Origin of the sequence: Rossellomorea sp. YZS02, assembly GCF_033963925.1 — a bacterium.
GTDB lineage: Bacteria > Bacillota > Bacilli > Bacillales > Bacillaceae_B > Rossellomorea.
Genome location: NZ_JAXBLY010000010.1, coordinates 49981 through 63771 on the forward strand (window position 1 = coordinate 49981; position 13791 = coordinate 63771).

Below are 13791 nucleotides of genomic sequence, written 5' to 3' on the forward strand. Positions count from 1 at the left end.
TTCATAAAGTTTTTGTCAAAAGCTAGTTAGGAGGGAAAGAGATGAACAAAGGACACGTTCTTCAAGTAATGGGTCCAGTTGTTGATGTCAAGTTCGCCAGCGGCCAACTTCCTGATATCTACAACTCTTTAAAGGTCCAAATTGCAGATAGAGCTGAACTTACATTAGAGGTTGCCCTTCACCTAGGTGATGATTCTGTACGTACGATCGCAATGGCTTCTACAGATGGTTTACAACGTGGAGCCGATGTACTTGATACAGGCGCGCCAATCTCTGTACCAGTAGGGGATGTTACATTAGGTCGTGTATTCAACGTTCTAGGTGAATCAATCGATTTAGATGAGCCTGTTGATGCAGGAGCTCGTCGCGATCCAATTCACAGACAAGCACCTACATTCGATCAGCTTTCTACAGAAGTTGAGATTCTTGAAACAGGTATCAAAGTAGTAGACTTACTTGCTCCATACATCAAGGGTGGTAAGATCGGTCTATTCGGTGGTGCCGGTGTTGGTAAAACCGTATTAATCCAGGAGCTTATCAACAACATCGCTCAAGAGCACGGTGGTATCTCTGTATTCGCCGGTGTTGGAGAGCGTACTCGTGAAGGAAATGACCTTTTCCACGAGATGAGCGATTCTGGCGTTATCAAGAAAACAGCGATGGTATTCGGACAAATGAACGAGCCGCCAGGAGCACGTATGCGTGTTGCCCTGACAGGTCTTACAATGGCTGAATACTTCCGTGATGAGCAAGGTCAAGACGTACTTCTGTTCATCGATAACATCTTCCGTTTCACGCAAGCAGGTTCTGAGGTATCTGCCCTACTAGGCCGTATGCCATCTGCCGTTGGTTACCAGCCGACACTTGCGACTGAAATGGGTCAACTGCAAGAGCGTATCACGTCAACAAACGTAGGTTCTGTAACATCGATCCAAGCGATCTATGTACCTGCCGATGACTACACGGATCCGGCTCCTGCAACAACTTTCGCTCACCTTGACGCAACAACGAACCTTGAGCGTAAGCTTTCTGAAATGGGTATCTATCCTGCGGTAGATCCATTGGCATCGACTTCCCGTGCTCTTTCTCCAGAGATCGTTGGAGAAGAACACTACAATGTTGCACGTAACGTTCAACAAACGTTACAGCGCTATAAAGAACTTCAAGATATCATCGCGATCCTTGGTATGGATGAGCTTTCTGACGATGATAAGCTGACAGTACACCGCGCACGTCGTGTACAATTCTTCTTATCTCAAAACTTCCATGTTGCAGAACAGTTCACAGGCCAACCGGGTTCATACGTACAAGTAAAAGACACGGTAAAAGGTTTCGTAGATATTCTTGCAGGTAAATACGACCACATTCCTGAAGATGCATTCCGTCTGGTAGGTCCGATCGAGGACGTATTGGCTGCAGCGAAAGAAATGGGCGTAGAGGTATAATTAGGGACCAGGAGGGAAGAAAATGAAGACATTAAAAGTCAATATTGTCACTCCCGATGGCCCAGTGTACGATTCAGAAGTGGAAATGGTGAGCACGAAAGCTCAAAGCGGTGAGCTTGGAATCTTACCTGGACACATTCCGATGGTTGCTCCACTACAAATCGGTGCGGTTCGCCTGAAAAAAGGTGGCAACACTGAGCTTGTAGCTGTCAGTGGCGGATTCTTAGAAGTACGTCCTGAACAAGTGACAATTCTAGCACAGTCTGCTGAAACAGCAGAAGCTATCGATGTACAACGCGCGAAAGAAGCAAAAGGCCGTGCAGAAGACCGCATGCAGGCACAACAGGATGATGTAGACTTCCGTCGTGCTGAGCTCGCTCTGAAGCGTGCCATGAACAGAATTAACGTTTCCGAACGTAACTTCTAATAACGAAGAAACCACCTTTCTCATCGAAAGGTGGTTTTTTTCATGGCAAATGAACAGTCTGGATATGCTGCATATTTAAGTAGAGGGATTCTCCCCTAGCCGTGATTATTTCCATGATATTGCCGTCCACTTTCTCAATCTTACCGATCAACTCTTCGTTAACGCCGAGATTCAATACAACAAGGTGGCCCGTCAATTTTTCAATCTGGACCTCAAAGCTTCTCGCAAGGGTGATGGCGGTCGATGGATTGACGGGGAGGTTCTCTTTAGCAAGGCGGAAAGGTGACTGATTCGTAGAGTAAGGAATCAGCCATTTTAAATGCTGCAGGGAGATGTACATCGTTTTGTAAACAGGGGAATAGAAGGAAAAGTAGTTATTCATGATGCCCGTAATATAGCCGTGAACCGGCTGATTGCCCATCGTGTAGATTTCAAGAAAGACTCCTTTGGCCGTTGTGAGGATCTTTCGCAGTGACAGCTGGTCCTCCTGCTCAAGCTGGGGACTATCCTTCGGTTCATCGATCCCGATGGCTTCTTTTGATACGACCGATAGGTTTTTAATATGAGAGGTAGAAATATAAATATAATCGTATCCGTTATAGACAATCAGAACTTCATTGCCCACTTCGATTAAATACCCATTGATGGTCTTTTTACCAGTCAGTTCAATGATGACAGCTTCTCCGGTGAATTTCGAATAAACATTTTTCATGTGCATGTTACTCCTTTCTGAACAAGGTAGCTATTCATTTCATTGATTCTTTGCCTAGATACTTTGTCCACATTTTTGGACTCAATCGGCTTGAATAAAATGAAGTTTTTGACAAGATGATAAGAACAATCCCAGCACCCTCTTGGAAAACCCCTTAGTGGATACTGAGATTATTCTTTTATTAAACATGCTCCTCATTGTGTACTCCCAATCCCGGGTTTAATAATGTTGAATAGAGCATGATTACTTGGAAGAATTGGCCCCTTCAATTTCATCGAGGTAAAAGGCAGGCTTTCGTTTCTTCGCATTTTTACTTGAAGATTTTTTTGAGGATTGCTTCTGAGACGTTGCTTGAGCGGATTCGTTGTTGGACGCATTGTCGGACGAATCGGACGTGCCGCTGTCTGTATCGTTGGAAGTCGTCTTCTTAGACGCATCATATACGTTCAGTACGGAAGAATGCTTCAGGTAAACTCTGTCCTTCCCCTGGGTCAAGACGAGATGATCATCTTCCACTGCTGAAAGAATGCCGGAATAGGAAGCATTGCCGGTACCGTTGATTGTCACCCAGTTCAGCAGGCTCTGAGACAATACATCTGAAATCTTTTCCCCTTTTAGATGTTCACCGGAGACCGGCAATGCTTTTACGTACTTAGAGCTTTTCGTTACGGACTGTATTTGTGAAATCGGATAATATAATGTTTCGTTTTCACTTGAATAGAGGGTCATAATTTCAGCACTGACCTCTGCCAGCTGACCTGACAGCTTCGTGCCGTCATTCAACATGATGTTGATTTGATGACCTGTTAATGCTTTTAATGAATCATTGAAATTACTCATCTATGCTCCTCCTTGCCAATTTAGAATTACTTTTCTTCTTCTGTTTTCTCTTCTTTTTCCGGTTTCACGCCGTAGCTGATGCTCTTGACATGGTACGTAGCCAGGCGTACAACTTCTTCGTTCAATACAAGCGTGACGTAATCCTCATTTGAATGATCAAGGATCCCCTCAATCTTTTCAGGGCCGCCGCGGTTGATCTTGACCCATTGATATTTCAAGCTTGTGAGTAAAGCTCCCAATGTGTCCTCTTTCATAAACTCCAATCCTTCTTCTGACAGCTCTTCCTTAACCGGCAACCCAGACTTGATGTTTTGCGAAATACTCTTCACATGTGCCGAATTGTAGTAAACCACCCCATCTTTTTCAGACAGCAGGGCAAAGTGATCATCCCCCCCGTACAAAACCTTTCCAGTACTCGACTCAGGACCTCCACGGTTCACTTTAACAACCTTTCCGACCAATGAACCCAATAATTCTTTATTCATACTCGTTCCCTCCAGTTATCTAAACGTTTTCACTTTATGTATATGTGACAGGCCGTGACGACGTACTATTACAGAAGCCCTTTTTATAGGACTAGTCGTCGGGCTGCGAGGGTCTTTGCTACACGGATCGTCACTTAATCACGATAAAAAGGCTCAGAAACTGGGAGGACAACCCATACGCCCCACCACTCAGAAACGTAAACTAAAGAAAGAACAAAAGGAGATGAAATGATGAGCACGAAAAAAGGACAAGGAAAAGGTCAGAAGCAATGCAGACAATACGGGGAATACCAATGGATGATGGGAGAAATGGGCCCGCAAGACGCAAAAGGTGGCAAGGACAAACAAAAGGATCAGGGTAAAGGCAAAGGCAAACAAAGAAAATGTGGATGCCAAGGCTACTACTACGAATGCATGCAGAAAGGCCAAAGAAGCAAAAACAAAGATAAAAACAAAAACAAAGGCAAATAACCACCATCCACTTCAAACACCACCCCAAAAAGCCACCCCTTACAGTTTTCTGTAAGGGGTGGCTTTTTTTGAGGGACGGACCTCATTATAATAGGAATGAATCCTAAAGAAACACAGTATCCATCACAATGACCGTCCAGAGATGAATCAAAATAACGTCATTTTGAGGGACGGACCTCGACAAACGGTTATCTCAGACAAAGAATGCCACGCCAAATTTCCAAGCGCTATCCCACCAATTCTTAAACCGATAATATCCTACGAAAATTCATATCCAACTCAACTTAAATTTTATTAATGGATGTGTTGTTACAGAATTATGTGGTAAAATGGTCTATGTGCGCCAAAATAATTTAGAGGGAGTGAGAAGAGTGGTGGAAAGCTTTGGACAACAGGCCCTTATCAGCATGCTTGTGCATCTATTTGTATTCGGGATCACCTTTTGGGCTCTGCAAGCCATTCAGCTAGACAAGCTCCTGAAGAAGAATCGAGTCGCTCAAGGGAGACTATTGTATATCCTACTAACGGTCGCGATCGGGTCAGCCGTCAGCCGTTTTTTACTGGATTATTATCTGTGGTCTCAGAGTTTGCCTGTTTTCTTTGAATAAATAGAGTTTCTGACAAAAAATAGGTCTTCCTGCATGTTTTCAAGGGAGGCTGATTTGAGTAAGATTAATTTTGTGTTCGTCCCTTTGTGAAAAAGTTTCAAAGTGAAACCCTTTTCATAAGACGACCAGAAAGCCTCAATAATTGTAAAAAGATGACGACCATTTTCAAGTATGTTCTTCTCCTATTCGGACAGACTTAAGGTAAGGGGAGGAATGAAAAATGGGTCGGTATCTTTACATTATTTTAATCTTTTTCGTTGGATTAGGTTTTCTTACTGTCTATAATGGGAACAACACTATCGAAGCCAAACATTTATTAGACATTGAAAAGCTTGATCAAGCCATTGTTCATTCTCAAGGTCAGATAACTGAATGGTCTCTATATGCAAGGGAAAACAAAAAAAGCTTCACGAATAAAGGGTTTGCCAAATATAGTACTACTATGCAAGAAACATTTTCTGATTTTGACTGGGTGACGAAAGAGTCAGCTGAAGAAGTAGTGGTTGTGGGACATCGTCAGACGTCTCACGGGGAAGAAACCATTAAATTCCAGAGGACCCTCACAAACGAGCACTCCGTTTCGTATATTATGTATGAAATGCGCGGAAATCAGAAAGCGTTGGGAGCAGATACGAAGCAGTATATCAAGTCTGAATTCATCCCAAATATGGAAATCATTTTTACTACTAAACCGTTGATTTTCTCTTGTATAAAAGGCGAATTCAATGATAAGCTTGAGAAAGTTTTGTCGAATCAGGCTGTCGAATTAATGTCGAAATTAGACGCAAAAGAACTGGAATCACTTAAAGAAGAAGACTTTTATTCCATTTCAGCTTACTCGGAACAAATGTCACGGACTATACCAACTAAAAATGATGATATGAATATACAACTAGGTCTACGGAAAAGCGGAATGGGCGCTAAGACAACCTTTGTGATTGGCACACCCATCCTAATTATTGAATATTAATATAGAGAAATTGGACGCGGAGGGGAATACTCTTGGAAAAAATTATCGTCCGCGGCGGTCAGCGTTTAAGCGGTACAGTGCAAGTTGAAGGAGCAAAGAATGCCGTTTTACCAGTCATCGCTGCTACATTATTAGCAAGTGAAGGAAAAAGTAAAATTACAAATGTACCACCACTCTCCGATGTATATACGATCAATGAAGTATTACGTCATTTAAATACAGATGTAGAGTTCAACAATGGTGAAGTCATCGTGAATGCATCAAGAGAGTTGTTTATTGAAGCACCGTTCGAATATGTGCGTAAAATGCGTGCATCCGTTCTTGTAATGGGTTCACTCTTAGGTCGTACAGGTAAAGCGCGTGTCGCTCTTCCTGGTGGCTGTGCAATTGGATCAAGACCGATCGACCAACACTTGAAAGGCTTCGAAGCAATGGGAGCCAAAGTGAAGGTAGGAAATGGTTTCATCGAAGCTGAAGTAAATGGAAGACTGAAAGGTGCCAAAGTGTATCTGGACTTCCCAAGCGTAGGGGCTACAGAAAACATCATGATGGCAGCGGTTCTTGCAGAAGGAACGACCATCCTTGAAAACGTAGCAAAAGAGCCTGAAATCGTCGACTTAGCGAACTTCCTGAACAAAATGGGAGGAAATGTTGTAGGTGCAGGAACAGGCACGATCCGTATCGAAGGTGTAGACCGTCTATACGGCGTTGAGCACAGCATCATCCCTGACCGTATCGAAGCGGGAACATTCATGGTTGCAGCTGCGATTACGCAAGGTGATGTCCTTGTAAAGGGAGCGATCCCTGAACACTTATCTTCATTAGTAGCGAAGATGGAAGAGATGGGCGTTACGATCATCGACGAAGAAGAAGGACTTCGTGTCATTGGACCGGAGAAGCTGAAATCCGTCGATATCAAAACAATGCCTCATCCAGGTTTCCCTACAGATATGCAATCCCAAATGATGGCCTTGCTTCTTGCAGCTGACGGTACCAGCGTCATCACTGAAACGGTTTTCGAAAATCGTTTCATGCATGCAGAAGAATTCCGTCGTATGGGAGCAGACATCAAGATCGAAGGACGCTCTGTGATCATGAACGGACCAACACCTCTTCAAGGGGCGGAAGTGGCTGCAACGGATCTACGTGCAGCAGCAGCACTTTCCATCGCTGGTCTAGTAGCAGACGGTTACACTCGAGTGACAGAACTAAAGCATTTAGATCGTGGATATGTGAACTTCCATCAGAAGCTTGCTGGCCTTGGTGCCGATATCGAGCGTGTGAAGGAAGTTGAGGAAACACCTGTTTCTGAGCAAGATATGATTAAGGATGCGTAAATAGGTAGATGAAAGGTGAGCTCTTTTAGGGGAGCTTGCCTTTTTTGTTTAGCGGTGCGGTGGTTTGGTTGATTGTATTTGGTAAAAAAAGTAATTCGGCTGGATTATTGTTCATTTCGGCTGAATTTTGACGTGGATCGGCCGGATTATTAAGGAAATTGGCTGGATTATGTCTGGATTCGGCTCTATTTTTGAAGAAACCGGCTGGATTGCCGTGGAGTGTACCGGTCTACGGCCTTAGAGACAGAAGATATATTCAAAACCGGCCAACTTATTTTCAAAATCCGATTTTATTTTCAATTCCACCATTATATTTTCAAAACCGAAATCACCCCAATAAAGAAATTCCGACATTCGCCCCGATAAACCTGCACCAAATCAATCCCAACTTCCAACCTATCCAAAAACTCTCCGAACTCCCACTCATAATTGCTTGTCCACTACCATACATATGAAAGAGAGTGGAGAAGTGTGCTAGGACATTCTCCTATTTAATCTTTCATTGGAGGCCGCGAACATGAAGCAGTTGAAACCCGTAGTGATCATCTTCTCAATCTTTATCAGCATCATCTTTATTGTACCCACTTTGCTGGTACTCCCCTTTTCATCAGATAAGGAAACGGCCAATTTGGACGAAAAGCTGAAAAACCCGCCCGTTGAAGAATTGGCAGACTCGGTCGAGGTGGCGGTCTACCGTTCCAGTCAGGATCTCATCGAAAAGCTGCCCCTTGAGCAGTATGTTGTAGGTGTGGTGGCGGGTGAAATGCCGGCGGATTTTGAAGAGGAAGCTTTAAAGGCACAGGCTTTGGCCGCGAGGACGTATATCGTGAACCAGCTTCTCGCAGAAGATCCATCCGTGCCAAAGGGAGCCGATGTGACGGATACCGTCTCCCATCAGGTGTATAAAAATCAAAAGGAATTGGCCACCCTGTGGGGCTCTGATTACGATTGGAAGATCAAGAAGATCTCAGCAGCCGTTCTTGAGACGAAGGGCAAAGTGCTGACATACGACAATAAGCCGATAACGGCCGCCTTCTTTTCGACAAGCAACGGCTATACCGAAAACTCAGAAGCCTATTGGGCAGATGATATTCCGTATTTACGCAGCGTGGAGAGTCCTTGGGATAAAGCATCACCCAAATTCGAGGATCAGAAAATCATTCCGATCCAGCAATTCGAGCAGAAACTTGGCGTGACCTTGCCAAAGGATGGATCCGTCGGCACGATTACGTCAAGAACCGAAGGCAAGAGAGTGGCGAGCGTCGAAATAAACGGCAAGAAATTCACCGGCCGTGATATAAGAGAAAAGTTGGAACTCCGATCATCCGACTTCACCTGGTATAAAAAAGACGACCACATCGTCATCGCCACAAAAGGGTTCGGCCACGGGGTCGGCATGAGTCAATACGGAGCAAATGGAATGGCGAAGGAAGGCAAGGATTATCAAGACATCGTGACCCATTACTATAAAGATGTCAAAATCACAGAATCCACTAAACTCCTTCAGAAGGTAACGGCACAAAGATAAGAAAAAGGATTGAGTCAGGTCTAGTGACCGAGACTCAATCCTTTTTTAAATAGTCTTCCAATCTCTTCATCGTCTTCGTCAGGCCGTGATCAGGATTCCTGAAGTAGGTACGGTTCACGATCCAGAACAGGACCGTCACCCCGATCAGATCTTTGGCCGCATCGATCATCGTGGAAGAACGATATGGAACGAAGGACTGATGGATTTCATCCACAAACCCGTAGAAGATGGCAATCAGTGCCACCGCGAAATTCAATGTGAACCGAAGCTTTCCGTGTGCCAGCAGGGCGATCACGAATAGTCCATACAAAATGCCGAACTCGACTAAGTGAAGGGACTCCTTCACAAACCGGTCCACGCCTTCATCCGGGATACGCAGCACGGCATCATCGGGATTGCCCGACATGATCCAGATCAGAATCATATATAGAAAAGGTGCAGTTGAGAGCACAACTTTCAGTAACGTTTTCATATACTAGTCGTCCTTTCTGTTTCTATCATTGTACCATGCAGGGGCATCACTTGAATGTCAAAACCCCATATTTCCGAGGTTTGTCACATGTTTTCGATCTTTTTTATCAAAACATACATAATCCTTCCCACTTTGTCGAAACATAAGAAATTAAAATTTTTTTTCCGTTGTGTATATATTTTCAGAATTCTGTTCAGAATGATTGCAGAGGTGATGAAAATGAGAGAGGAAGAAAAGAAACACCCTTCTCAAAACTTTTTGAAAAGACGTTGGGCATACCCAGCAATCTATTTAGCAAGTGCAGCAATCATTATCACGGGGATTCTGTGGTACCAGGCAGGAAATGATGTTAACGAGAAAGCCAAGGATTACAGCTATGATGGAGTTCCTACTGATAATGAGTTCAACCAGCCTGCAGAAGAAGTCAATCGTTCATTGGAAAACTTTGTAATGCCTGTTTCAAGTCCTGAAGATACAGTGATCGAAAAACAATTCTACGACACTGAAGCATCAGCTGAAGAACAGGAAGCTGCCCTAGTCGTGTATGGAAACATGTACTACCCGAACCAAGGAGTCGACATCTCTAAAGATGGAAAAGAATTCGATGTGCTGGCTGCTATGAGCGGAACGGTCACAAAGGTTCAAGAAGATTCCCTACTTGGTAACACGATTGAGATCGAGCACAGCAAAGGCATCGTGACTCGTTATCAATCAGTGAAAGACTTTGAAGTCGCGGTTGGAGATGTAGTTGATCAAGGACAAGCCATTGCCAAAGCAGGAAAGAGCTTATTCAATGAAGAAGCTGGCGTTCACGTACACTTTGAAATCCGCAAAGCGGATGTAGCCGTGAATCCACTGGAATACTTCAATAAGTCTCTTGCCACTCTTCAAGAAGCACAGCTTGAAGACAAGAAAGTTTCAGGTGAACAGCCGGATGCAGCAGCAGCGGAAGAAAATGCCGTAGAAGATCAAGCTAGCGAGAACAAAGCTACTGAAGATAAAGCAACAGAAGACAAAGCTACGGAAGAAAAAGATGCAGCTGAAGAAAACGAGTCCACTGAAGAAAAGCAGGACCAGGCTAAACCGAAACAAGAAAGCCAAGACAACGCTAAAGACGAAGAATAAACCAATAAATGAAGACTGGCCGTTATACAGGTCAGTCTTTTTTTTATGCCAAAAAATTTCCTTGGAAATTCGACAAGGTGGAAAGTTTGCTAAGAAAACGTTTTCAATGCGGTTGCATTTACATCTGGCGTCTCAGTCACCAATATCCTTATTTTAGTAAAATGAAAAATAAAAATGTGTCGTGGACATGTCGTTATTTCTTTATTGACCAGGCATTTCCCAGTGAAGATAATAATTCCATAAATAAAATTCAGAAAATTAAGAATTAACAGGAGGTGAAACGTTGATTTACTTCATGGCATTTTTACTTATCACAGGTGGATGCATCATCCTCGCCCTCAGGAAAAAACGGGCATTTTTTCTGACCATTCCATTTCTGTCTTTATTCATCTATTTTATTGTTCAGATCGCCATCGTCCCGGTACCGTTTTTTGAAACCGTGAAATTCATTTTCAGTTTAAAATAATGAGTTTGAAGAGGGGTTACATACATGAAGAAGATTGATAGAGCGAAAGCCGATCAGTATTTTAAAGAAAAAAATCGATATATGGCGCTGTACTTAGTCATCTGGCTTCTTTCCTCCTTTGGTGTGGTGCTGTTCGCCGAAAGTTTGTCCTCGTTCACCATCAACGGATTTCCGTTTCACTATTTCATGGGGGCACAAGGGTCAATCGTCATTTTCATCATTCTCCTTTACGTCAATGCCAAGGTGAGTGACGGAATCGATAAAAAATATGGACTCGATGAAAGGAAGAACGAACAGATCAGCTACGGGAAAACGCTGGACCATTAAATCAAAAAGAAAAGAAACAGGGGGAAAGAATGAATGGATACTCAGTTTATCGTATCGACGTCTATTATTCTGTTGACGTTTGCGTTATATATCGGCATCGCGGTTTATAACAAGGCGAAGGCGACATCGGATTTCTATGTAGCTGGTCGCGGGGTTCCACCGGTCTTTAATGGGATGGCGATCGGGGCCGACTGGATGAGTGCGGCTTCATTCATTGGACTGGCAGGTACCGTCATGATCCTTGGTTATGATGGACTTGCCTATATCATGGGGTGGACAGGAGGATATTTATTATTGACCTTCCTCTTGGCACCGCAGCTCAGGAAGTACGGGAGGTACACGGTACCGGAGTTCATCGGGGACCGGTATAACAGTCATACCGCCCGGGTCATTGCCGCCATTTGTACGATCATCATCAGTTTCACGTATTCGATCGGTCAGCTGTCGGGCTCGGGTGTGGTCATCGGCCGTCTCTTCGAAATTGATGCCAAGGTCGGTACGATGATCGGGGTCGTCCTCATCGCCTTCTACGCGGCGTTCGGCGGGATGAAGGGGATCACGTGGACACAAGTGGCTCAGTATATCGTGTTGATCATTGCGTACTTGATCCCCGTCATTTTCATGTCCCTCCAAATCACGGGGAATCCTGCACCGTGGATTTCCTATGGGGAACTGGTCGGTAAAATCGGGGAGCTTGACCGTGAGCTTGGCGTGTCGGAATACTTCGCTCCTTTTACGAACGGGACGAAGTGGCAGTTCCTGGCCCTCATGTTCACTTTGATGGCCGGGACAGCGGGACTTCCCCACGTCATCGTCCGTTTCTATACGGTATCGACGATGAAGGCGGCCCGCTGGTCAGGGGCGTGGGCTCTTCTCTTCATCGGACTTCTCTATCTTTCGGCTCCTGCTTATGCGGCGTTCTCCCGTTTTATTCTCATGACCAAAGTAGCGGGAAGTAAAATCAGTGACCTGCCAGCCTGGACCACTTCATGGGTGGACACGGGGAAACTGCAGGTGGCCGATGCGAATGGAGATGGAATTCTTCAATGGAAGGAGATCATCATCTCGAATGATATCGTCGTCATGGCGACGCCTGAGATTGCGAACCTCGGCGTGTTCGTCATCGGGCTTGTCGCGGCCGGCGCCATGGCAGCGGCATTATCGACGGCCGGTGGATTGATGATCGCTATTTCGTCTTCCTTTGCACATGATATTTACTACCGCGTATTCAAACCGAATGCGACAGAGCGGAATCGTCTTGCGGTTGCACGGTGGTCGATCGTGGTGGCAACCGTCCTGGCGGGAGTGGTTGCGCTGAATCCCCCAGGGGTCATCACCCAGATCGTCGCCTGGGCGTTCGCCCTGGCGTCAGGAACGTTCTTCCCGGCCCTGTTACTCGGCGTCTGGTGGAAGCGCTCCAACGCCCAGGGAGTGATCGCAGGGATGCTTGTTGGGCTCGCCGTGACACTCACGTATATCTTCCTGGCACGTTCAGGTGTGACCCTTTTTGGAATCATTGATACAGGAGCGGGAGTGTTCGGGGCGACGTCAGCAGCGATTGCCAATATCGTCGTGTCCCTTATGACGAAAGCTCCTTCTCAGAAGATCCAGGAGGAAGTCATGGACCTACGTTATCCGGAACAAATGACGTTCAAGGATGGGGAAGTTTGGGTGGATGATGAGGTGGAGTTTAAAGGGTGATGGTTATAGCTCTGCTGAGGGTGAAACTAAACCGTTCCGTTTTGAGGTGGCAGTTGTAGTAGCATCATATTTGGTATATAAAAAGCAGAACTCGTCGAAGTCGATTCGGCGAGTTTCTTTATTAGGTATATACGTGTGATGGGGTTCATCGTACTTAAAGAGCCAGCATAAGTAAAATTAGCGGAGATTTTCCGCTTATATTCAAAATGAAATTTGTTTAGGGGGAAATAAGCGGAGTTTTTCCGCTTATCCATTGAAAAGGAACTCCAATTTTTTGTTTTTAAGTCAATAGGCGGAATTTCTCCGACTATTTCAGGTTTTTTTAATAAGAACGATGAATTAACCGGAATTCTTCCGCCTATTTATCAGCTCTGGGGATTAACCTGGACTCCAACCAACCGATCAGTGCGGCCCCCTTAGATTTAGATAAGATATTCAATAGCATCCATATAAAATGGTTATCGAAACGGCATTGCATATGAGAGATAATGTACAATTCTTATTGAACTATGATAGGTTTTGCAAAAACCTTGATACTCCAATGCACGCGGAAAGTGGAACTCTTTAGATTAACGGCTTTCATATAAAGAAAATCATTAATTATCAGACAATTTACCGAAATCATCGACTCATTTCTCAGGAAATAGTGGAGAGAAAGAGAATATAAACACATGATGTCGAATAATTTGTGACTGTATGAAATTTCCCCGGGAAGGTCCGTCCCTCCATTATTTTTCAGAAAATTCAAGCGAAACCTTGTCCTTATTGTGTTTTTTGTGCATATATGTGGGCACAAGCTAATAAAATGAAACAAACCTATCAAAATAGAGAGTGTTTGAGGTGAGGAATCGTCGTTATACCATTGATCATTAGCTGA

15 protein-coding genes are annotated in these 13791 nt (G+C 44.4%); 11 read left to right on the forward strand and 4 right to left on the reverse strand.

Annotation, left to right across the window (positions count from 1 at the left end; all coding sequences use genetic code 11):
• Positions 1-41 precede the first annotated feature (41 nt).
• Positions 42-1445: a F0F1 ATP synthase subunit beta gene (gene atpD / locus SLH55_RS11395; RefSeq protein ID WP_098351510.1), complete on the forward strand. Its 1404-nt coding sequence runs from the start codon at positions 42-44 to the stop codon at positions 1443-1445.
• A gap of 22 nt (positions 1446-1467) precedes the next feature.
• Positions 1468-1872: a F0F1 ATP synthase subunit epsilon gene (locus tag SLH55_RS11400; protein WP_034765168.1), complete on the forward strand. Its 405-nt coding sequence runs from the start codon at positions 1468-1470 to the stop codon at positions 1870-1872.
• A gap of 40 nt (positions 1873-1912) precedes the next feature.
• Here SLH55_RS11400 and SLH55_RS11405 read toward each other — a convergent pair whose 3' ends face one another.
• The 3 genes from SLH55_RS11405 to SLH55_RS11415 form a co-directional block, all read right to left on the reverse strand.
• A complete protein-coding gene (locus SLH55_RS11405) occupies positions 1913-2584 on the reverse strand; it encodes a DUF2642 domain-containing protein (RefSeq protein ID WP_320323422.1) in 672 nt (223 codons plus the stop codon).
• 243 nt (positions 2585-2827) lie between these two features.
• A complete protein-coding gene (locus tag SLH55_RS11410; protein WP_320323423.1) occupies positions 2828-3424 on the reverse strand; it encodes a hypothetical protein in 597 nt (198 codons plus the stop codon).
• Between the two features lie 26 nt (positions 3425-3450).
• Positions 3451-3909 carry a hypothetical protein gene (locus SLH55_RS11415; protein WP_320323424.1) on the reverse strand — a complete coding sequence of 153 codons (459 nt, stop codon included), beginning with the start codon at positions 3907-3909 and terminating at the stop codon, positions 3451-3453.
• 231 nt (positions 3910-4140) lie between these two features.
• On the opposite strand from SLH55_RS11415, the gene SLH55_RS11420 reads away from it, so the two are divergent.
• From SLH55_RS11420 to spoIID, 5 genes are all read left to right on the forward strand, one after another.
• Positions 4141-4380 (forward strand): hypothetical protein, encoded by a 240-nt coding sequence (locus SLH55_RS11420; RefSeq protein ID WP_320323425.1) that lies wholly within the window; start codon positions 4141-4143, stop codon positions 4378-4380.
• Between the two features lie 371 nt (positions 4381-4751).
• Positions 4752-4988 carry a DUF1146 family protein gene (locus SLH55_RS11425; RefSeq protein ID WP_219165459.1) on the forward strand — a complete coding sequence of 79 codons (237 nt, stop codon included), beginning with the start codon at positions 4752-4754 and terminating at the stop codon, positions 4986-4988.
• Between the two features lie 220 nt (positions 4989-5208).
• Positions 5209-5958 carry a YwmB family TATA-box binding protein gene (locus SLH55_RS11430; RefSeq protein WP_219165458.1) on the forward strand — a complete coding sequence of 250 codons (750 nt, stop codon included), beginning with the start codon at positions 5209-5211 and terminating at the stop codon, positions 5956-5958.
• A gap of 32 nt (positions 5959-5990) precedes the next feature.
• The gene (gene murA, locus SLH55_RS11435) at positions 5991-7295 is read left to right on the forward strand and encodes a UDP-N-acetylglucosamine 1-carboxyvinyltransferase (protein ID WP_320323426.1); all 1305 of its coding nucleotides are present in this window, start codon (positions 5991-5993) and stop codon (positions 7293-7295) included.
• Between the two features lie 517 nt (positions 7296-7812).
• Positions 7813-8823 carry a stage II sporulation protein D gene (spoIID, locus tag SLH55_RS11440; protein WP_320323427.1) on the forward strand — a complete coding sequence of 337 codons (1011 nt, stop codon included), beginning with the start codon at positions 7813-7815 and terminating at the stop codon, positions 8821-8823.
• Between the two features lie 34 nt (positions 8824-8857).
• Here the strand turns inward: spoIID and SLH55_RS11445 are convergent, their stop codons facing one another.
• A complete protein-coding gene (locus tag SLH55_RS11445; RefSeq protein ID WP_320323428.1) occupies positions 8858-9295 on the reverse strand; it encodes a VanZ family protein in 438 nt (145 codons plus the stop codon).
• A 219-nt stretch (positions 9296-9514) separates the two neighbouring features.
• Here SLH55_RS11445 and SLH55_RS11450 point away from each other — a divergent pair, with 219 nt between their 5' ends.
• The 4 genes from SLH55_RS11450 (at position 9515) to SLH55_RS11465 (ending at position 12914) form a co-directional block, all read left to right on the forward strand.
• Complete coding sequence (locus tag SLH55_RS11450; protein WP_320323429.1) at positions 9515-10420, forward strand: M23 family metallopeptidase; 906 nt, start codon at positions 9515-9517, stop codon at positions 10418-10420.
• A 283-nt stretch (positions 10421-10703) separates the two neighbouring features.
• Positions 10704-10886, forward strand: coding sequence for a hypothetical protein (locus tag SLH55_RS11455; RefSeq protein WP_219165505.1), 183 nt, complete (start codon positions 10704-10706; stop codon positions 10884-10886).
• Positions 10887-10910: 24 nt separating this feature from the next.
• The gene (locus SLH55_RS11460) at positions 10911-11213 is read left to right on the forward strand and encodes a DUF4212 domain-containing protein (RefSeq protein WP_219165453.1); all 303 of its coding nucleotides are present in this window, start codon (positions 10911-10913) and stop codon (positions 11211-11213) included.
• A 33-nt stretch (positions 11214-11246) separates the two neighbouring features.
• On the forward strand, positions 11247-12914 hold the full coding sequence (locus SLH55_RS11465; RefSeq protein WP_219165452.1) for a sodium:solute symporter family protein: 1668 nt from the start codon (positions 11247-11249) through the stop codon (positions 12912-12914).
• Positions 12915-13791 lie beyond the last annotated feature (877 nt).

Excerpts from the sequence above, each read along its gene's own strand:
- atpD (WP_098351510.1), top strand. The coding sequence starts at position 42 with ATGAACAAAGGACACGTTCTTCAAGTAATGGGTCCAGTTGTTGATGTC.
- SLH55_RS11460 (WP_219165453.1), top strand. The coding sequence starts at position 10,911 with ATGAAGAAGATTGATAGAGCGAAAGCCGATCAGTATTTTAAAGAAAAA.
- SLH55_RS11465 (WP_219165452.1), top strand. The coding sequence starts at position 11,247 with ATGGATACTCAGTTTATCGTATCGACGTCTATTATTCTGTTGACGTTT.
- spoIID (WP_320323427.1), top strand. The coding sequence starts at position 7,813 with ATGAAGCAGTTGAAACCCGTAGTGATCATCTTCTCAATCTTTATCAGC.
- SLH55_RS11430 (WP_219165458.1), top strand. The coding sequence starts at position 5,209 with ATGGGTCGGTATCTTTACATTATTTTAATCTTTTTCGTTGGATTAGGT.
- SLH55_RS11420 (WP_320323425.1), top strand. The coding sequence starts at position 4,141 with ATGAGCACGAAAAAAGGACAAGGAAAAGGTCAGAAGCAATGCAGACAA.
- SLH55_RS11445 (WP_320323428.1), bottom strand. The coding sequence starts at position 9,295 with ATGAAAACGTTACTGAAAGTTGTGCTCTCAACTGCACCTTTTCTATAT.
- SLH55_RS11400 (WP_034765168.1), top strand. The coding sequence starts at position 1,468 with ATGAAGACATTAAAAGTCAATATTGTCACTCCCGATGGCCCAGTGTAC.
- SLH55_RS11410 (WP_320323423.1), bottom strand. The coding sequence starts at position 3,424 with ATGAGTAATTTCAATGATTCATTAAAAGCATTAACAGGTCATCAAATC.
- SLH55_RS11415 (WP_320323424.1), bottom strand. The coding sequence starts at position 3,909 with ATGAATAAAGAATTATTGGGTTCATTGGTCGGAAAGGTTGTTAAAGTG.
- SLH55_RS11450 (WP_320323429.1), top strand. The coding sequence starts at position 9,515 with ATGAGAGAGGAAGAAAAGAAACACCCTTCTCAAAACTTTTTGAAAAGA.
- SLH55_RS11405 (WP_320323422.1), bottom strand. The coding sequence starts at position 2,584 with ATGAAAAATGTTTATTCGAAATTCACCGGAGAAGCTGTCATCATTGAA.